The following is a 21,714-nucleotide window of genomic DNA, read 5'->3' as shown; positions in this document are numbered from 1 at the left end:
TCTCCTGTTAGCGCAGTTCTGTGGGGCGGGTCAGAACGGACCTGCCCAAGATCGAAAGAAAGCTGGAAAGGATGGAAGCGAGGGGCATCGGGATCACATGTGGAACCGGACGCCCGCCATGGCGGTGAGATCGTTGTAGCCCTTGCCGAGATTGGCCCCGACGCTGAACTGGAGGTCGACCTTGCGCATCTGCAGGGTCGAACGCAGGTCGATCCGGCCGCTGTCGCCCACCGCCTGGGCACCGGTGGTGACGAAGCGGAAGTCCGGCGCCCCGGCGAAGGCCGCGGTGACCGAGCGGTCGGTGTCGAAGTCGTGCACCCAGGCCGCGCGCAGCGTCGTGACGAGGGCCTTGCCCTGCGGCAGTTCGATACGGCCCGCGACATTGCCGCCCGCGAACGTGCGGGTCCGCGTCCAGTCCTTGCCGAAGAAGGCGAGGCCGAGCGCCGCGTCTTCCTGACCTTCGGCCTGGTTCTCGACATAGCCCGGCAGCGACAGGCGAGTGACTTCCACGGCCGCGAAGGGCTGGAACACCAGGTTGCCGCTGCCGAACTGGCGCGCCACCTGGGCCCGGCCGGACCAGGCATGCATGGTGAAATCGCCATGCGCCTGCACGTTGCCATCGGCATAGAGCCACATGTCGCGCACGGTCGTGGTATTGGCCGCGCTGTAGAGCAGGTCGGCGCTGAGCGTCCAGGCGCCCGGATGGAAGCCCGCATAGGCGCCGAAGGTGTAGACCTTCGCCTTGCCCGAGGTGCTCACGTCCGGAACCGAGAAGCTCTGCGGATCGAAGCCAAAGGTGGCGCCGACCACGCTGCGCGCGTCCGGGCGATAGTCCCAGCCGCCCTGCACGACATAACCGCTGGTGCGCACGTCGTGTGCCCCGTCGGTGCCGTCCAGACGCTGGCGGCCGCCCTGCACGGCCATCCAGAGGTTGCCCAGCGGCTCCTTGCGCCATGCCGAGGCAAAGGTGCCGACGCGGCTGACGATCTGGCCGTCGATCACATCGTGGCTGTTGCCGATCGCGGAAAGCGCCGCGCTCTGCGCCGCCACCACGCCTTCGCCGGTCAGGCTGTCGTAGACCGTGCCCAGCGCACCCACCGTCGGGATCGAGATGATCGCGGCAGCCGTCGGCGCGAAAGCGTCGCTCGGGGTTTCCTGGATGCGGTCGAGCAGGTTGCCGATCATGGCCTGACGCTGGGTCAGACCGCTGGGCGCATACTCGATCACATAGTGGATGACCTGCTGGTTCGCCGAAGAATAGTCGAGCCCGAAAGTCGCGACCGCCGATGTCGGCGCAACCAGCTTGACCAGGTCCTGGCCGGTGATGCCGCCGGCCGCTTCCAGAATGACCACGTCGTTCGCCCCGGCCCGGGCATAGCCCAGGTTGAGGAGATTGGTCGTGACCCGCCCGTTGAGCGATGCCGCGCCGGAGACGACGACCTTATCCGCCGTGTTGGTCTTCAGGTCGAGATCGAGGTTGTACTCGCTCTGCGCCGTCAGGGTCAGGCCGCCGCTCACGGCAAGCTGCGACACGACGCCGCCGCCGCCCGGATTGAGGATGCCCGAGTTCACGAACGAACCCGCACCGACGTTGACCAGCGAACCGGCCAGGAAGATGCCGCCATTGACGTTGGTGAAGCTGCCTACACCCGCGCCGAGATCGATCGAACCGACGATCGTGCCGGAGTTGACGATCGTGTTGTCGCCGCCTTCCGCGTAGATCACCAGGCCTTCCTGCCCGTCCATGGTCTGGAGCGTACCGGCATTGGTCACGGTGTTGGCCGCGCCGCCGAGCAGCGAGACGGCATGACCGCCCAGACCGCCGACGACATTGACCTTGCCGATGTCCAATACGATCGCGCCGCCGCCAAGGCCGCCGGTGCTCTGCGCGACCAGCGCGCTCGAACCGGCGCCCGAAGTCACGACATCGGCATTGACGGTGAGGTTCACCGCATTGCCCGCGCCGGAGCCTGCCAGCACGCCCGTTCCCGAGCCCGTGGCCGCACCGCCGCCGCCGACCGACTGGACGACCACGCCGTTGGCATTGGCGCCGCTGGTGCGGATCGCCGCGCCCACCGTGACGTCCACCGCGCCTGCGTCGACCGAGCCGCTCGAGGCCGCCAGCGTCATGAGGCGGGCCATGCGCAGCGTGCTCGTCGCACCGGCATTGACCACGTCGAGCGTCTGGACGGTGCCGTCCGCGCCGACCACCGAGGCCGCGCCGCCGCCGCCGCCGATCGACTGCACCAGCAGGGCCGTCGAGCCTGTGCCGGTGGTGGTGATCGTCTGGTTGATCGCCACCGAAACGTCGCCGCCATTGCCGGTCGCGCCGTTCGAGGTGCCGAGCGTCAGCGTGCCCTGGGCATTGGCGCCCACGGCGCTGGCGTAACCGCCGCCGCCGCCGATGGACTGCACGACGACACCCGCCGCACCCGCGCCGGTGGTCTGGACACGGCCATCGAGCGCGAAGTCGATAGTGCCGCCCGAACCGCTGGCCGCGCCGCCGAGATCGACGTTCGTGACCGTGCCGGTGCCGCCGGTGTTGTCGAGGGTCGCCAGACCGCCGCCGCCGCCGATGGACTGCACGAGCACCGCATTGGCGCCGGTGCCGCTGGTGACGACATCCGCCTTCTGGTCGAGCGTGATGTTGCCGCCGTCACCGCCCGCACCGCCGGTCGCACCGGCTGCCAGGGTGATGTCGCCCAGCGCGCCGCCTTCCATCGGGGACAGGGTGGCAACGCCGCCGCCGCCACCGATCGACTGGACCACCAGTGCCGAGGCGAGGTTGCCCGACGTGCCGATGGCGCCGGTCGATGTCGTGAAGGTCACGTCGCCGCCGTTACCCGCCGTGGTCTGCGCACCGCCGACATTCAGCGAAGCCCCCGCCAGCGAACCGTCGGCAAGGCCGAGCGCCATCGTGCCCACGCCGCCGCCGCCGCCGACCGACTGGGCGAGCAGGCCGATAGCCCCGTCGCCCTCGGTAACGATCGTCGCGCTGTTGGCGATGTTGATGGCCGCGCCCGAACCCGCCGAGTCTCCGCTGCCGCCGACCACGGTGGACCAGACGGCATCGCCGCTGCCCAGCACCACGTCGCCGGTAACACCTTCGGTGCCGCCGCCGCCGCCGATCGACTGCGCCGCGAAGCCGATGGCGCCTGCGCCCGTGGTCTGGACCTCGTTGGCGTTGGTCACGTCGATCACGTTCCCGTCACCGGCCACGCCGCCGGTGCTGCCGAGTTGCAGGGTCAGGCCGTTCGAGCCGACTTCCAGCGGATCGGGCACGGAGAGCGCGACGTTGCCGCCGCCCGCGCCGATGGCCTGGGCCAGCAAGCCGTAGGAAAGCGCGCCCGCCGTCTGGAGCATGCCGCCCGAGAGGTTGACGACGACCTTGCCCTGCTTGCCGCTGATCCCTTCGCCCTGCGCGCCCAGCGTCAGGTTGACGCCGTCGAACGCGCCCGCCTGTGCCGCGATGGCATAGGCCGACTGGCCGCCGCCACCCGCGATGGACTGGGCGAGCACGGCGATGGAATCGTCCTTGAGGGTAACGATGCTGCCGGTGGAAGTAACGGTGACGTCGCCGCCATCGCCGCCCGCGCCGCCGGTGGCGCCCACTTGCGTGTTCAGCGAACCGCCGGTGACGGCCAGCGAGCCGGTGAAGCCGCCGGCACCGCCGCCGCCGCCGATGGACTGGGCAAGAATGCCGACCGAAGCCGCGCCTTCCACCAGGATCGTGCCGGTGTTGGTGATGGTGATGTCGCCGCCATTGCCGCCCGCGCCGCCGCTGCCGCCGAGCGCGGAGGTCATGCCGCCAAGCCCGGTGCTGAGCGTGCCGGAGACCACCATGCCCGCCGTGCCGCCGCCGCCGCCGATGGACTGGGCGAAGACGCCATAGGACAAGTCGCCCTTGGCATCGATCACGCCGCTGTTGCTGACCGTGATCGTGCCGCCGTCACCGCCCGCGCCGCCCGAACCGCCGAGGCTGGTCGTGGTGGAGCTGCCGGTGCTGAGCGAGCCGGAGATGGACATCCCGCCAAGGCCGCCGCCGCCACCGATCGACTGCGCGAAGACACCGATCGAGTTGGCTTCCAGCGTCTGGATCGTGCCGCTGTTGATGACTGCGATGTCGCCGCCGTTGCCGCCGCCGGCACCCGCGCCGCCCACGCTCTGGCTGATCGCGCCGCCCGCGCCGACGGAAAGTCCGCCCGCGAAGCCGCCCGAACCGCCGCCGCCGCCGACCGACTGGCCGAAGACCGCGACCGAACCCGCGCCTTGCGCCAGCACGTTGCCGCCATTGGTCAGCGTGATCGCGCCGCCATTGCCGCCACCGCCGCCGGAGCCTGCGCCGAGGGTCGAATTGACCGCGCCGCCGGTGGCAATCGTGCCGTCGACCGCGAAGCCGCCGGAACCGCCGCCGCCGCCGATCGACTGCGCGAAGACGCCGTAGGACAAGTCACCATCGACCACGATGGTCGCGCCCGCCGCGTTGGAGACGCTGATCGCGCCGCCGTCACCACCCGCGCCGCCCGAACCGCCAAGCGTGTTGGACAGGCTGGAGACCGCACCGCTCGCCGCCAGCGAGAAGCCGCCAAGGCCGCCGCCGCCGCCGACCGACTGGGCGAAGACGCCCGCCGCATTGGCACCGGCTGCATGGATCTGGCCACTGTTGCTGACGGCAATGTCGCCGCCCTGGCTGGCATCGCCACCGGCACCGCCGATGGTCGAGCCGAAAGCGCCGTCGCCCGAGCCGGTGAGGCCGCCGGCGAAGCCACCGGCACCGCCGCCACCGCCCACGGACTGGGCGAAGACCGCAACCGCGCTGGCGCCCAGCGTTTCGATCGTTCCGCTGTTGTTCAGCGTGATCGTTCCGCCCAGGCCGCCGCCACCGCCGGCACCGCCGCCGATGGTGGACTGGGCATCGCCGGTAAGCGCCACGGTCGCGCCGGCCGCGAAGCCGCCGTTACCGCCGCCGCCGCCGATGGACTGCGCCTGAATGCCGTAAGCGAAGGCGCCTTCGGTGTAGACCGCGCCGCTGGTGTCCACGGTGATGTCACCGCCGATACCGCCAGCCCCGCCGCTGCCGCCGATCGTGTCGGACACGGCATCGAGCTGCGAAGCCGCGCCGCCGACGGCAAAGCCGCCAACACCACCACCGCCGCCGACCGACTGGGCAAGGATCGCCACCGCCTGGTCGCCTGCCGTCGCTACGAGGCCGCTGTTGGACACCGTGATCGTGCCGCCTGCGCCACCGTCGCCGCCGGCTCCGCCGACCGACGAACTGGCCGAAGCGCCTTCGGCCGAGAGGCCGCCGCCCGCGGCGAAAGCACCGGCACCGCCGCCGCCGCCGATCGACTGCGCGAAGATCGCAATCGAGGCGTCGCCCAGCGTGACGATCTGACCGGCATTGTCGACCGCGATCGTGCCGCCAAGGCCGCCCGCGCCGCCGATACCGCCGCCGACGCCGTTCTCCACGTCGTCGCCCAGCGCCAGCGCGCCACCGGCCGCAAAGCCGCCCGCGCCGCCGCCGCCGCCGACCGACTGCGCAAAGACGCCGTAGGAAATTGCGCCATCAGTCTCGATCTTGCCACCGGCTGCGTTGCCGACCGTGATGTCACCGCCGTCACCCGCCGTGCCGCCGTCGCCGCCGATCGTCTGCGAAACCGCACCGGCCTTGGAGGCCGCGCCGCCGGTCGAGAAGCCGGCGACACCGCCGCCGCCGCCCACCGACTGCGCGAAGAGCGCAGTCGCATTGCTGCCGAGCGTCAGGATCGAACCGCCGTTGTCCAGCGCGATCGTGCCGCCGCTGCCGCCTGCGCCGCCCGAGCCGCCCACCGTGTTCGAGGTCGCGCCGCCTTCGGCCGAGAGACCGCCGCCGGCAGCGAAGCCGCCCGCACCGCCGCCGCCGCCGATCGACTGCGCGAACACTGCAATCGCGCCCTCGCCCGCCGTCTGGATCGCGCCGAGGCTGGAAAGCGTGACATTGCCGCCGATACCGCCGCCGCTGCCCGCGCCGCCGCCGACGCTGGAGTCCACATCGCCTTCGAGGCTCAGCGCACCGCCGGCCGCGAAAGCACCCGAACCGCCGCCGCCGCCGACCGACTGCGCGAAGACCGCGTAGGAGAAGTCACCCAAGGTGGTGATCGCGCCGTTCGCGCCGTTGTCGATGGAGACTTCGCCGCCGTCGCCACCGGCGCCGCCCGTGCCGCCCACCGTGTTCGAGGCGCTGTCCGCCTTCGACGCACTGGCGCCGACCGAGAAGCCGCCGGCACCACCGCCGCCGCCCACCGATTGGGCATAGACCGCCGTGGCATTGGCGCCTTCGGTGCGGATCGATCCGGTGTTGACCAGCGAAACCACGCCGCCCGCGCCGCCGTCACCGCCAGCACCGCCGACCGCGTTGGAGGCCGCGCCGCCTTCGATGGTCAGGCCGCCGCCCGCCGCGAAGCCGCCCGCGCCGCCGCCGCCGCCCACGGACTGGGCGAAGACCGCGATGGAGCCGTCTCCGGCCGTACCGATCTTGCCGCCATTGCTCAGCGCGACCACGCCGCCGATGCCGCCACCGGCACCGTCGCCCGCGCCGACCGACGAATTCGCGTCGCCCTCAAGCGAAAGCGCGCCACCGGCCGAGAAGCCGCCCTGGCCGCCGCCGCCACCGACAGACTGTGCGAACACGGCGTAGGAGAGCGTGCCCAGCGTGACGACTTCGCCGTCCGCGCCATTGGCCACAGTCACTTCGCCGCCGTCGCCGCCCGCGCCGCCGCTGCCGCCGACCACGGTCGAGGCGCTGTCCGCCTTGGACGCCGAGGCGCCCACGGCAAAGCCGCCCTTGCCGCCGCCGCCGCCGACCGACTGCGCGAAGATCGCGGTCGCATTGGCGCCTTCGGTCTGGACCAGGCCGTCGGTCGTGATCGAAACCACACCGCCGGCACCGCCCGCCCCGCCCGATCCGCCAACGCTGTCGGATGCCGAGCCGCCCTGCGCGGTCAGGCCAGCGCCCACCGCGAAGCCGCCCGCGCCGCCGCCGCCGCCCACGGACTGGGCGAAGACCGCCACCGAGCCCGCGCCCTTGGTCGCGATCGTGCCGGTGTTGTCGAGGCTGACGAGACCGCCAGCACCGCCGCCGCCACCGCTGCCGCCGCCCACGCCGGATTCGGCTTCGCCTTCGAGGCTGAGGCCCGCGCCGGTCGCAAAGCCGCCCGAACCGCCGCCGCCGCCGACCGACTGCGCATAGACCGCGTAGGACAAGTCGCCATCGGTGGTGATCGTACCGCCGTTGTTGGCGATCGTGACGTCGCCCCCCGCACCTGCCGCGCCGCCGCTGCCGCCGACGAGGTTGGAAGCCGCATCCGCGCTGGCCGCTGCCGCACCGGCGGAGAACCCGCCCGTACCGCCGCCGCCGCCGACCGACTGGGCCAGCACTGCGGTCGCATTGGCGCCCAGGGTCTGGATCGTGCCGCTGCTGGTGACCGAAACGAGGCCGCCGTCACCGCCGCCCGCGCCTTGGCCGCCGATGGCATTGCTGGCCGCGCCGCCCTTGACGCTGAGGCCGCCCGAGACGGCAAAGCCGCCCGAACCGCCGCCACCGCCGATCGACTGTGCCAGCACTGCCAGCGAACCGTCGCCGCGTGTGCCGATATCGCCCGCGTTGTCGATCGAAACCACGCCGGCCGAACCGCCCGCGCCGCCCGAACCTGCGCCGACTTCCGAGCTGGCATCGCCTTCGAGGGCAAGGCCCGCGCCGACCGAGAAGCCGCCCGAACCGCCGCCGCCGCCGATCGACTGCGCCTGCACCGCAATCGACATCGCGCCTTCGGTAACGATCGTGGCATTCGCCGTGTTGACGAGCGTGACATCGCCCGCCGAACCCGCCGTGCCGCCGTCACCACCGATGGAGCTGTTCGCCGCGCCGCCCTTGGCCAGTGCACCGCTGACCGCGAAGGCACCGTTGCCGCCGCCGCCACCAATCGACTGCATCAGCACCGCCGTCGCGTTGGCGCCCTGCGTCAGGATCGTGCCGTCGTTGTAGAGCGAGACCGTGCCCGCCGAACCGCCGCTGCCCGCGCCGCCGCCGATGGCGTTGAAGAGCGTGCTGTCGCTGCCACCCGCGAGACCCGCGCCGACCGCGAAGCCACCCGAACCGCCGCCGCCGCCGATCGACTGCGCGAAGACCGCCACGGCGCCGTCGCCGCTGGTCTGAATCAGGCTGTAGTTGTTGACGCCGACATTGCCGCCGTCACCCGCCGCACCGCCTGCGCCGCCGCCGACCGAGGACGTCGCGCCTTCGGACAGCGAGAGCGCGCCGCCCGTGGCGAAACCGCCCGAACCGCCGCCGCCGCCGATCGACTGGGCGAGGATCGCATAGCCGAAGTTGCCGGTGGTCACGACCGTGCCGGTCGAACCGTTGGCGACTTCCACCGTGCCGCCGGAACCGCCCGCGCCGCCGCTGCCGCCCACCGCGTCGCTGGCAGAAGCCGCCTTCGAGGCTGCCGCGCCCAGCGAGAAGCCCGCCGAGCCGCCGCCGCCGCCGATCGACTGCGCCACGATGGCCGTGGAGCGGTCGCCCAAGACCTGGATATTGCCCGTGGTCACGACCTTGACCGCACCGGCATCGCCGCCGACGCCGCCCGAACCACCCAGGCTGTTGGCGACCGCTTCCGAGGTCGAGGAGATCGTCAGCGAGCCGGAGAAACCGCCGGTGCCGCCGCCGCCGCCGATCGACTGCGCAACCACGCCGTTCGATGCTGCGCCGAAAGTATAGATGTCGCCGGTGTTCTGCACGGTGACCGTGCCGGCGTTCTGGCCGGAACCGCCCGCGCCGCCGGTGGCGCTCGATGCCGCCTTTTCGCCCAGCGCCAACGTGCCCGCCACGGCAAAGCCGCCCGAACCGCCGCCGCCGCCGATCGACTGCGCCAGCACGCCGTCGGACAGCGCGCCGTGGGTCTGAATCAACGCGCTGGTCGAGACGAGGACATTGCCGCCCACGCCGCCGTCGCCGCCCGAACCGCCGGTGACTGCGCTCGCGCCCTCACCGTCCGAAGCCGCCGCAAGGCCGAGCGAGAAGCCGCCCACGCCGCCGCCGCCGCCGATCGACTGGGCGACGACTGCCGCCGAGCCATTGCCCAGCGTGCCGAGCGCGCCACTCAACGTCAGGTCGAGATTGCCCGCGTCGGAGCCCACTCCGCCCGCGCCGCCGACCGAGCTGACCGCCGAGCCGCCGCCCAGCGCCGCCGCAAGGCTGCCCGAGAAGCCGCCCGCGCCGCCGCCGCCGCCGATCGACTGGGCCAGCACCGCATTGGTGGCGTCGCCCGAGGTCAGGATCTGGCCCGCCGAAACGACCGTGACATTGCCCGCAGCATTGCCTGCGCCGCCCGCGCCGCCGACACTGTCGGACGCGCCCGAACCCTTGGTGGCGATCGCGCCGGAGACCGAGAAGCCGCCGGTGCCGCCACCGCCGCCGATCGACTGCGCGACGATGCCGCGGCTGTGGTCGCCATCGACCTTGATGTTGCCGATGGAAGTGACGCTGACGTCGTCGGCCGAGCCGGACGAACCACCCGCACCGCCGGTCGAGCTGGACACCGCATCCGCCCCCGAAAGCGCGAGGCCCGCCGAAACCGAGAAGCCGCCGTTGCCGCCGCCGCCGCCGATCGACTGTGCCACCACGCCGGTGGAATTGGCGCCGTGCGTGAAGATGTCGCCGGTATTGGCCACGTCCACCGTGCCGGCGTTGCCGGCCGATCCGCCCGCGCCGCCGCCGATGGTGGAGTTCGCCTCACCCTCGACGCTCAGCGCGCCGCCGACCGAGAAGCCGCCCGAACCGCCGCCGCCGCCGATCGACTGCGCAAGGATCGCGCCCGATTGCGCGCCGAACGTCTCGATGCCGCCGGTGTGGGTGACGCTGACATTGCCTGCGTCGCCCGCCGAGCCGCCATCGCCGCCGGTCGATTCCGCCGTCGCGCCGCCGCTAGAGGAAAGCGCCGCGCCGACCGCGAAGCCGCCGGCACCGCCGCCGCCGCCGATCGATTGCGCCAGCAGCGCCACCGATGCCGCGCCCTTGGTGACGACATTGCCGTCCACCGCCACGCTGACGTCGGCCGAATTACCCGAGGAGCCGCCTGCGCCGCCGCCGGTCGCGGATTCCGCGTCGCCCTCGATCGAGGCACCGGCGCCGACGGCAAAGCCGCCCGAACCGCCGCCACCGCCGATCGATTGCGCCACCACACCGCGCGCCTGGGCGCCGTCGGTCTGGATATCGCCCTGGACCGAAACGTTCACCGTTCCGGCATTGCCCGAGGAGCCACCGGCGCCGCCGGTCGAATCCGAGGCCGCGCCGCCCGAGGAGGAGAGCGCCGCCGAGACCGAGAAGCCGCCGACACCGCCGCCGCCGCCGATCGACTGGGCCAGCACGCCGTTGGCCGCCGCGCCCGAAGTGATTACGGTACCGGTCTGCTCAACCGTGACGTCCGAAGCCGAACCGGCCGCACCGCCAGCGCCGCCGCCGACGCTGGACTTGGCGTCCGAATCCATCGAGGCGCCGAGGCCTACGGCAAAGCCGCCGACACCGCCGCCGCCGCCCACGGACTGCGCGAAGATGCCGTTGGCCGAAGCGCCGGAGGTCTGGATATCGCCGTCATGGCTGACCGCAACCGTACCGGCGCTGCCGCCCGCGCCGGCCGAACCGCCAACGCTGGTGCTGGTCGCCCCGCCTTCGAGGCTGAAGCCCGCGCCGACCGAGAAGCCGCCCGAACCGCCACCGCCGCCGACCGACTGCGCGAAGATACCGTTGGAATTGGTGCCGCTGGTGACGATCGTGCCCACTTCGGAAACGATCACGTCCGCGCCGTCACCGGCAGTGCCGCCACCGCCGCCGCCGACGCTGGACGTGGCATCGCCCTTCATCGAGGCGCCCAGGCCCACGGCAAATCCGCCGTTGCCGCCGCCGCCGCCCACAGATTGGGCCAGGATGCCGTTCGCATTGGCGCCGCTGGTGCCGATGTCGCCCGTGCGGTCCACGGTGACGGTGCCGGCATTGCCGCCGCCGCCGCCAGAGCCACCCACGCTGTCGCTGGTCGCCGTACCGTCGAGGCTGAGGCCCGCACCGACTGAGAAGCCCCCGTTGCCGCCGCCGCCGCCGACCGACTGCGCGAAGACGCCGTTGGCCTGGTCGCCCAGTGTGACGATCGTGCCGGTTCCGGTCACGGTCACATCGCCCGCGTCCGAGCCGTTGCCCGCGCCGCCGCCGCCAACCTTGGAATCCGCGTCGCCCTTGATCGAGACACCGAGGCCCACGGCGAAGCCGCCGTTACCGCCGCCGCCACCGATCGACTGCGCGAGGATACCGTTCGAGCCGGTGCCCTTGGTCTGGATATCGCTGTCCGCATGGACCGAGACGTTGCCCGCGATCGCGCCGCCCGCACCGGCACCGCCGACGCTGGTGGACGAGGAGCCGCCCTCGCTGGAGAAGCCCGCGCCGACCGAGAAGCCGCCGTTGCCGCCACCGCCACCGACCGACTGCGCGAAGATGCCCGCTGCCGCCGCGCCTTCGGTCCAGATCGTGCCTTCGGTGGTGACAGAAACGTCGCCGGCCGTGCCGCCGAGCGAACCGGCGCCGCCGCCAACGCTCGACTCCGCGTCCCCCTTGATGGAGACGCCGAGGCCCACGGCGAAACCGCCCGACCCACCGCCGCCGCCGACCGACTGGGCGAAGACGCCGTTGGAACCATCGCCCTTGGTGGTGATCCCTTCGCGCGCCACGACCGTGACGTTGCCGGCGTTGCCGCCGGAACCGCCGCCGCCGCCGACGCTGTCGCTGGTAGAATCGCCTTCCGCGCTGAAGCCGGCACTGACCGAGAAGCCGCCGGTGCCGCCGCCGCCGCCCACCGACTGCGCCAGCACGCCGTTGGACGCGGCGCCTTCGGTGTAGATCGCGCCAGTGGTGTCTACGCTGACATCGTCCGAATTGCCCGCCGCGCCGCCTTCGCCGCCGCCGACGCTCGATTCCGCGTCGCCCTTGATCGAGACGCCCGCGCCGACGGAGAAACCGCCGTTGCCGCCGCCGCCGCCAACCGACTGGGCGAACACGCCGTTGGCGATGTTGCCGCTGGTCTGGATCTTGCCGACATTGACGACATCCACGGTCGAGGCGTTACCGCCCGCGCCGCCGCTGCCGCCCACCTGGTTCGAGGCTGCGTCGCCCTCGCCCGAGAACGCACCGCCGACCGAGAAACCGCCCGAACCGCCGCCGCCGCCGATGGACTGCGCCAAAATGCCGTTGGAACCCGTTCCCGATGTGACGACGGAGTAATCCACGATCGCTGCATTGGCGCCCGCCGTGGCGGAGACGCTGACCATGCCGGCATCGTTGCCGGTGCCGCCATTGCCGCCGACGCTTTGGGTATCGGAATCGCCCTTGGCAGACAGGCTGGCGCTGACGGAGAAACCGCCATTGCCGCCGCCACCGCCGACAGACTGCGCGAAGATGCCGTTGGCGATTTCGCCGGTGGTCTGCACGGTGCCGAGGCTGGTCACGTCGACATTGCCGGCAAGGCCGCCGCTGCCACCCGTGCCGCCGCTGCTGTTGCCGATCGACTGGCCTTCGACCGTGGCCGAAGCGGTGAGGCTGAAGCCGCCGTTGCCGCCGCCGCCGCCGATCGACTGGGCCTGGATGCCCGCCGCAAGGTTGCCCGAAGTGGCGACATTGCCGGTCGAGTTCAGCGAGACGTTGCCCGCCGTATTGCCGGTGCCGCCCGAGCCGCCGATGCCCACGGCCACGGCATTGCCCACGGAGAGCGAGAGCGCGCCCGCGAAGCCGCCATTGCCGCCGCCGCCGCCGACCGACTGGGCAAACAGGCCCACCGCGCTGGCGCCGCTGGTCGAGATATCGCCGGTGCTGACCAGCGAAACGTCGCCCGCCTCGCCGCCCGAACCGCCCTTGCCGCCGATGGCCACCGAAGCCGAAATGCCGTCGCTGCTGGTCGTCAGCGTGCCGGAAATGGCGAAACCGCCGTTACCGCCGCCGCCGCCGATCGACTGGGCCAGAATGCCGTCCGCCTGGTCGCCCAGCGTGGTGATATTGCCTTCGGAGACGACGGAGACCGCCTTGCCCGCGCCGCCCGAGCCGCCCGAGCCGCCGAGCGCCAGCGCCGCCGATGCGTATTGCGCACCTGCTACCGCGACCGAAAAGCCACCGTTGCCGCCGCCGCCGCCGACCGACTGCGCGAAGATACCATTGGAGAGCGTGCCCTCGGTGTAGATGTCGCCGGTGTTCGCCAGCGTGACCGTGCCGGCATCGTTGCCGGTGCCGCCGGTGCCGCCAAACGAGAGCGCCGCCGCGCCGTACTGCGCGCCCGCCACGGCGGCCGAGAAGCCGCCATTGCCACCGCCCCCGCCGATGGATTGCGCGACGAGGCCGCTTGATTGGTCGCCCAGCGTGCCGATCTGGCCAGTGGACGTCAGTGTTACGTCGCCCGCCGTGCCGCCCGCGCCGCCCTTGCCGCCGAAGCCGATGGCGACCGCGCCGTACTGGCCGCCCGCCGCGCTGACGCTCCAGCCGCCATTGCCGCCGCCGCCACCGATGGACTGGACTTGCGCGCCGGCGCTGAAGTCGCCCTTGGTGACGATGTCGCCGGTGTTGGTGAGATCAGCGTCGCCTGCCGCGCCGCCGGTGCCCCCGGTGCCGCCAAACCCAATCGCTGCTGCGCCATACTGTGCGCCCGCCGCGCTGACGGAGAAGCCGCCGTTACCGCCGCCGCCGCCGACCGACTGCGCGAACAGGCCCTGCGAATAGTTGCCTTCGGTCCAGATGTCCCCGGTCGAAACGAGCGTGACATCGCCCGCCGCGCCGCCCGTGCCGCCGTTACCGCCGAAGGAAAGGGCAACGGCGCCGAACTGGGCGCCCGATGCAGAGATCGCGAAGCCGCCGTTACCGCCGCCGCCGCCGATGGACTGCGCGCGCACACCGGCCGAGAAGTCGCCCGACGTCGTCATGTCGCCATCGGAATCGACCGAAACATCGCCCGCGGAACCGCCGACACCGCCCGAGCCGCCCATCGACAGGCTGACCGCGCCGAACTGGCCGCCCGCCGCCGAAATCGCGAAGCCGCCATTGCCGCCGCCGCCGCCCAGAGACTGGGCGAAGATCGCATCGGCATTGTCACCGAGAGTCTGAATGTCGCCAATGCTGCGGATGCCGACATCGCCCGAGGAGCCACCGTCGCCGCCCTCGCCGCCGAACGAAGCGGAAATACCGCCGCCCTGGCCGCCCGAAGCCGCGATGGCGCCGCCGCCATTGCCACCGCCGCCGCCGACCGACTGGGCGAACAGGCCTTGCGCGCTGTCGCCCTCGGTCAGAATGTTACCGGTGCTGACAAGAGTGACCTTGCCGCCGGTGCCGCCATTGCCCGCGCCGCCGCCGAACGCCAGCGAGGCCCCGCCTGCCCAGCCGCCGCTGGCCGAAATCGCCAGGCCGCCGTTACCGCCGCCGCCGCCGACCGATTGTGCGAGGATGCCCGCCGAAGCCGCACCCTGCGTCCAGATGCCGCCGTCCGAAGTGACCGAAACTTCGTCACCGTTGCCGCCATTGGCGCCCGCGCCGCCCATGGAAACGCCCGCGGCGCCGATCCCGCCGCCCGAGACTGCGGCCGAGAAGCCGCCATTACCGCCGCCGCCGCCAATCGACTGGGCGAGGATGCCATTGGAGAGAGCGCCGATCGTGGTGATCGTGCCGGTGCTGTCCACCGTCACCTTGCCGGCCATGCCGCCATTGGCGCCGCTACCGCCGAATGCCGCCGACATCGCGCCGACGCCGCCGGCCGAGCCGGACACCGCGAAGCCGCCGTTGCCGCCACCGCCGCCGACCGATTGCGCGAAGACGCCGTTGGAGCTGGCACCCTCGGTCGCGAGATCGCCGGTCGAGGAGACATAGACGTCATCGCCCGCCCCGCCATTGCCGCCGCCGCCGCCGAACGTCAGGCTGACAGCACCTGCAGCGCCGCCGGCCAGGCCGACCGCGAAGCCGCCGTTACCGCCGCCGCCGCCGATGCTTTCGGCGAAGATCGCGTCGGATTGGGTGCCCTTGGTGGAGATATTGCCAACCGAAACGACCCTGACGGTCGAACCGTCGGAACCCGCACCGCCAACGCCGCCGAATGTCGACGTGATCGCGCCGACACCGAGGGCCGCGCTGGCCGCGAAACCGCCGTTGCCGCCGCCGCCGCCGACCGACTGCGCGAAGATGCCGCGCGACTGTTCGCCTTCGGTGGTGATCTGCGTGGCACTGGCGACATCGACGAGGCCGCCCGTGCCGCCCACGCCGCCCGCACCGCCATAGCTCATCGTCAGCGATCCGCCGAGCGAGGCGCCCGCGGCGACCGAGAAGCCGCCATTGCCGCCGCCGCCGCCGACCGAGCTGGCGAAGATACCGTCGGAAAGGTCACCCTTGGTGGCGATGGAGCCCTGAAGGCCGAGACGCACCGCACCGCCCGAACCGCCCGAACCGCCCGATCCGCCGAACGCGATGGAGGCCGTCGCGCCAAGGCCCGCGGAGGCCGAAAGCGCGAAGCCGCCGTTACCGCCGCCGCCGCCGACCGACTGCGCGAAGAGGCCTGTCGAACGCTCGCCAAAAGTCTCGATATAAGCCGAGCCCATGCTCGAACTGGCCGTGGTGCAGGCCGAATTGGTGTTGACGCAAATGTCGCCGCCGGCGCCGCCGCCGCCACCCGAACCGCCGAAAGCGGCGCTCACGAAGAGCCCCGCCGAAACCGCCGAACCGCCGTTGCCGCCGCCGCCGCCGATGGACTGCACGAAGATCGCCGTCGCGTCGTCGCCGGAGGTCGACACGAGGCCGGTCTGGTTGAGAACGACCTTGCCGCCCTGGCCGCCGTTGCCGCCGTCACCGCCGATGGCGAGCACGCCCGTCGTCGAGCCGCCGTTGCCGCCGCCACCGCCGATGGACTGGGCGATGATACCCAGCGCCTTGTCGCCCTTGGTGGTGATCGTACCGCTGTTCGAAACGGTGACCACGCCGCCGTTGCCGCCGCCGCCGCCCGATCCGCCGATGGAGATCAGGCCGGTCGAACTGCCGCCGTCGCCGCCGCCACCGCCGACCGACTGGGCCTGGATACCGATCGAGCGTACCCCGGCGGTCGAGATCGAGCCGCCATTGGTCACCGAGACATTGCCGCCGGGGCTGGTGCCTGCGCCGCTACCGCCGATGCCGACGAGCCCGGTCGAATTGCCGCCCGCGCCGCCGCCGCCGCCCACCGATTGCGCGAAGATCCCGCGGGCGTAGTCGCCCGTAGTCTTCAACGCGCCCTGATTGTCGACGATGACGGTGCCGCCAAGACCGCCGCTCGCACCCTTGCCGCCCAGCCCCACGAGACCGACCGAGCCGGAGCCCGAACCGCCGCCACCGCCGACCGACTGCGCGAAAATCGCATCCGCCCAGGCCCCGGACGTGGTGATCGAACCGCCCGAGGTCTGCGTGATCTGAACCAGCCCGCCATTGCCGCCGCCCGCGCCGGACCCACCCAGAGACACCAGGCCTCCGGTGCCCGAAGCCGAGCCGCCGCCGCCGCCAATGGACTGCGCGAAGATGCCCTTGCCGGATTCTCCCGTCGTCACCATCGTGGCGCCCGAAGACACCGTGACGGTGCTGCCGTTGCCGCCGCCCGCGCCGGTACCGCCCAGCGCCGCGAGACCGCCGGTGACGCCCGCACTGCCGCCGCCGCCGCCGATCGACTGGGCCATGACACCGTAGGAGCCGAGGCCCGCGGTAGATACGAAGGCGCCTTCGGCAATGGCGATGTTGACCGTGCCGGCATCGCTGCCCTGGCTGCCGGCGCTGCCCAGCGCGACTGCGCCGATGGTCGTGCCACCGTTGCCGCCACCGCCGCCGACCGACTGCGCGAAGAAGCCATGGGCATAATCGCCAGTCGTCTTCGTGGAGGAATTGGCGCCTGCGTTGATCGTGGCATTGCCGCCGGGGCCGCCTGCACCGCCCGAGCTGGAATCGGCGAAGACGCCGCCGCTGGTGCCGCCGCTGCCACCGGATCCGCCCACCGACTGCGCGAGAACGCCGTGCGCGCCTTCGCCAGAGGTCTGGACCACGCCGTTCTGGTTGACGACGACGTCGCCGCCCTTGCCGCCGAAGCTGCCGCCGCCACTGGACGCGACTAGGCCATAGCTGTCGCCGCCGCTACCGGCCGTGCCGCCCAGGCTCTGGGCGAGGATGCCGATGGAGCCCGCGCCGCTGGTGGCCACGGTGCCGTTGTTGGTGGCACTCGCATTGCCGCCCACGCCCGGCGAACCGCCACCCGAGCCGCCGCCGGAAAGGAACCCGTCGCCGCCCGCACCGCCCTTGCCGGCCGAGCTGCTGACCAGGATGCCGTAAGCGCTGGTGCCCGTGGTCACCACATTGGCAGTGCTGACCAGGCTGACATTGCCTCCCACGCCTGCCGTGCCACCGGTGCCGCCGTCCGATCCGAGATAGCCGTCGCCGCCGTTGCCGCCGTTGCCGCCGATGCTCTGAACGATGACCGCTGCCAGGCCGCTGGACTGGGACGAGATGGTGCCCGAAATGTTATCGGTGATCGCCGGGCCATTGGCACCCGAACCACCGTCGCCTGCCGATATGAACAGCAGGCCGATATGTCCGTTGCCGCCGCCGCGGCCGCGCTGGACGTTGCGGTAGGTGCTGTCGCCGGGATTGCTCGGCAGCGAAATCGGGTCGGCGCCGGTCGCATTCGCCGCCGGGGCGATCGAGGTGACGACCGCGTTTTCGCTGATCTTGTCGTTGACCGAATTGGACAGCTTGACCGAAGTCACGACGCCGTTGGTATCCGTCTGGACTTCGGTAACGGTGTAAGTCGTGCCGGAAACTTCGAACGTCTGGCCGACTTCGCTTGCCAGCAGGATGACGTTGTCGGCATCCGTCTTCACTTGCGCGGGTGACAGCTGTTCGGTCACCGTTTCGAAGGCCCCGGTGACGGGGTTCTTGATCTGCGCGCCTACCGGAGGCGTGACGATCGGGGTGGGGGTAGGTGTGGGGGTCGGGCTGGGCGCCGGCGACGCCTGGGCCCAGGCCTGGACCGGCATCACGCCGCTCATCACCATCATCGCTGCAAGAGTGGCGACCGAGGCGCTTGCGCGCCAGGTGCGCGCGCGGCGCGCTTCACCCTTGCTCGCGGTGGAACGGCCAGCGAAAGGTTCAGAAGTGTTCACGGTAAGCCCCCAGGGTGCCTATTCGGCAAGTCGCCCCGGCCCCGCCCCTCGGGAGCGGGATTCCCGTGCTGTACGCCAGCTCTGGCGCAGCAGGAATCCGGAACAACACATAGAAAATGACGAAATAATTTCCTGCTTATCAGCGTGTTAGGAAATTATTTCCGACTGGTTTCGGCGCCCCGATGCGCCGAGTCCGCCCTTCCCGCGCCGCATGGACGGCGCAGGTTGGACGGCCTTCGATCCGGCAGGGATCAGGTCGCGCGGGTGACGGCGGCCAGAGCGTCCCACTTCGCCTGCGAGGCGATCTGCGCGTGGATGGCGGGCAGCGCACCGGCGTCGCGAAGGCGCAGGAACTGCTCGGCCGAAAGCGCTTCGAAGCGGGTCCGGTCGATGGTCCGGAATTCCACCAGCAGGCTGGGCTCGGCAGCTTCCGGTGCCGTGTAGTGAACGCGCTTGATCTCGAACAGGTCAAGCTCGTCCAGCAGCGCGATCAGCACGCCGGTACGGGCCTGTGCGGCCTCGTAGCTCTCGCAAAAACGCAGCGCCTGCAGCGTCAGTTCGGTCGCCTCGGCGCCTTCGAACAGACGGACCGCATCGTCGGCATCCTTGTCGCCGACCCGGCCCGAGGCGTGGTCGAGGCAGAGGATCAGGCGATCACTGCCTTCGTCGCGCGCGAAAACGAAGGGGTAACGACGCAGATAGGCCGGGATGTAGGCGCCATTCTGATAGCGGCCCTCGGAAACGAACAGGTTGTGTTCGGCTTCCAGGCCGGTGACGGCGTAGGGCTGACGATCTTCGCCGAAGAACAGGATCGGATAGTCGAGTCCGGCCCGCTCGAACTCGTCGACCGTCAACTGGACCATCGGCGCGCCGGCTGCGAATCCGAAGTCGGTCGGCGCGACGATCACGGCCGCATCGGCGTGCGTCGCGCTGTTGACCGGGCGCGGGTCCCGATAGAGCGGAAGGCTGCCATTGACCTGCGGCCCACTCGTTGCCGGCGCCGCGGTGCCAGCGCTCTTGCGATTCTTCTGCTTGGATTCCGTCATGTGCCCCACCAAAAATCTAACCCCATTTCGTCATTGCCGGACGGATCGCACCCCAAATTGCTAATCCGCCGTAAATCAATGACTTACAGGCATTGTGCGCCTTTCAAAGGTAAATGGGCGCGCAAGCATGTAACGCGGCGGGCCTATCCACATGTCCGCACTCCCTTGCAATAAGGAAGTTTACGTAGCGCTTTTATGTCGACGGATTAATCGTTTGGCAGGTCCTTCATGCTACGCGCGCGCAGCTAATGGCGGGACCTGCGTTGGACCTGTCCGGGTGCGTTGCAGCGGCCGAAAAAAATTTTCGAGGCTACGCTCGGCTACCCGCAATTGGGGAATTCGACCTGCGAATCATCGGCAGTCGTGACACCCGGTCGGTGAGAATGCCGAATCGGATTCGGCGCGCCTTGTCGGCTGTTCCGGGGTTCGGCTGCGTCTAGACGGCAACCCGCGCGCAAGTCAAAAATTGACTGCAGCGGCAACGTACCAAAACTGGAACGGCAAAGCTGGTGGCATGCGGGATCGGCGCTTGACCGGGGAACCATCCCCTCCTGAAACGGCCTGGCGCGGCGCTGTTGTTTCGGCATCGGAAGCCGCGAGACAACCTTCGGCCGAAACCGGAGCTGGATCGAAAAGAGGATGATCGCTGGCGATGCAACTCGACGATTATCGCCTGCTGGGGCGCTCCGGCCTGCGGGTCTCGCCGCTGGCCTTGGGCACGATGACCTTTCGCGTGGGCGCGGGCGCGTGGGGCAGCAGTGACGAGGAGGCGCGCCGGATGGTCGATCTCTATATCGATCGCGGCGGCAACTTCATCGACACCGCAGACTTCTACGGCCAGATGGGCCAGTCCGAAGTCCTGCTGGGTGAACTGCTGAAGGGCCGGCGCGATCGCCTGGTGGTCTCCACCAAGTACTCGCTGACGACGAGGCCCGGCGACCCCAATGCCAGCGGCAATCACCGCAAGAATATGATCCGCTCGGTAGAGGACAGTCTCAGGCGGCTGGGTACCGACTATATCGACTTGCTCTATCTCCACATGTGGGATTTCAACACGCCCGTGGACGAGATCCTGCGCAGCTTCGACGATCTCGTCCGCCAGGGCAAAGTGCTCTACATCGGCCTGTCCGACACGCCGGCCTGGCAGGCCTCGCGCATGCAGGCCATTGCCGAGTTGCGCGGCTGGACGCCGTTCTGCGCGCTGCAGATCCCCTACAGCCTGATCGAACGCACCGTCGAACGCGAGCTGATCCCGATGGCCCGGGAGATGGGCCTGGGCGTTTCGCCCTGGGCGCCGCTGGGCCAGGGTCTTCTCACCGGAAAATACACGCGCGCCGATCTTGGCGGCGGCGACATGGACGAACTCGGCTCACGCAAGGCGATCAATGCCGCCACGGGAAAGCTGACGGCACGAAATCTCGATATTGCCGACCGGGTCGTCGAGATTGCCGGCGAAATCGGCTGTACCCCGGCGCAACTCGCCCTGGCCTGGACCCTGACTCATCCGGCCGTCGCCTCGCCCGTGGTCGGGGTGCGCACCCCGGCACAGCTTGAGGACAATCTCGGCGCACTGGCATTGGAGATCGCGCCCGAGCAACTCGCGAGGCTCGACGCGGCCAGCGCGGTGCCGCCGGTCTTCCCGATCGATGTGCTGCACGGACCGGCCCGGAGCATGATGTTCGGCAACGTGAAGCTGCGTGATCGGGTATAGACGGGGATCGGAATCCTAAGCGGCGGAGAGCAAACGCGCGGCGCCAGCCAGTTGGCCGCCGAGCAGCGCGCGCCGTTCAGGGCCAAGGCGCTCCGAAGGGCCGGTCAGCACCAGAGTGCCGAGCGGTCGCTCGTCCGGCCCCAGCACGGCCGAGGCGATGGCGACCGCCCCGGCGACGATGTCCCCGTCATTCACGGCATAGCCCCGCGCACGCGTTGCCGCGAACTGCGCCAGCAGATCCGCGTCCGGCGGCGCGGAGAGCAAGTCGCGCTGTTCCGGCGCGCTGAGATAGGGCAGCACCGCGCGCGCCGTGGCGCTCCCGTGCGAAGGCACGACCATGCCGACCGGCGGAGCCATGCGCAGCACTTGCGGGCTTTCCAGAGCATCGATCACCACGAAATGGCCGCCGTCGGGCACGGTGAGATAGGCCGTCTCCCCGGTTGCCGACCGCAGCGTTTCGAGCACCGGACGGGCGCGCTGGCGCAAGTCGTTGCTGGAGTGCGGCGTGCGCGCCAGGGTGAGTATGCGCAGCGTCAATTCCCACTTCGCATCGCCTGCAGAGCGGATCCAGCCCGCATCGGCCAGCGTCATGAGGTCACGCTGGACCGCGCTTTTGTCCGCCCCAAGCAGGCGCGCCAGCGCACTGACGCCGATCGGCTGCGCCGCGGCCACCGCTTCGAACACCTGCAGCATCCGGCCACCACTCTGGCCCCGCTTGACGGCCATGGGGGAAATCTCCTA

Annotated in this window: 4 protein-coding genes; 1 reads left to right on the top strand and 3 read right to left on the bottom strand. The window is 70.9% G+C overall.

The window, feature by feature from the left end:
• Positions 1–93 precede the first annotated feature (93 nt).
• Positions 94–18,216 carry an autotransporter outer membrane beta-barrel domain-containing protein gene (locus ACZ1J6_RS01930; protein ID WP_134094253.1) on the bottom strand — a complete coding sequence of 6,041 codons (18,123 nt, stop codon included), beginning with the start codon at positions 18,214–18,216 and terminating at the stop codon, positions 94–96.
• Positions 18,217–18,467: 251 nt separating this feature from the next.
• A complete protein-coding gene (locus ACZ1J6_RS01925) occupies positions 18,468–19,262 on the bottom strand; it encodes a SapC family protein (RefSeq protein WP_134094252.1) in 795 nt (264 codons plus the stop codon).
• 652 nt (positions 19,263–19,914) lie between these two features.
• Here ACZ1J6_RS01925 and ACZ1J6_RS01920 point away from each other — a divergent pair.
• Entirely contained in the window at positions 19,915–20,973 is a 1,059-nt protein-coding gene (locus tag ACZ1J6_RS01920) for an aldo/keto reductase (RefSeq protein ID WP_134094251.1), read from the top strand.
• Positions 20,974–20,988: 15 nt separating this feature from the next.
• Here the strand turns inward: ACZ1J6_RS01920 and ACZ1J6_RS01915 are convergent, their stop codons facing one another.
• A complete protein-coding gene (locus tag ACZ1J6_RS01915; protein WP_132267038.1) occupies positions 20,989–21,699 on the bottom strand; it encodes an IclR family transcriptional regulator in 711 nt (236 codons plus the stop codon).
• Positions 21,700–21,714: the final 15 nt, after the last annotated feature.

The sequence above is a fragment of the Novosphingobium sp. BL-S-21 genome, assembly GCF_055521655.1.
The sequence above is the reverse complement of the archived record's forward strand: the minus strand, read 5'-3'. Positions and strand labels throughout refer to the sequence as shown.

Bases quoted from the DNA above. Each gene is read 5' to 3' on its own strand.
- ACZ1J6_RS01925 (WP_134094252.1), bottom strand. From the start codon at position 19,262: ATGACGGAATCCAAGCAGAAGAATCGCAAGAGCGCTGGCACCGCGGCG.
- ACZ1J6_RS01920 (WP_134094251.1), top strand. From the start codon at position 19,915: ATGCAACTCGACGATTATCGCCTGCTGGGGCGCTCCGGCCTGCGGGTC.
- ACZ1J6_RS01915 (WP_132267038.1), bottom strand. From the start codon at position 21,699: ATGGCCGTCAAGCGGGGCCAGAGTGGTGGCCGGATGCTGCAGGTGTTC.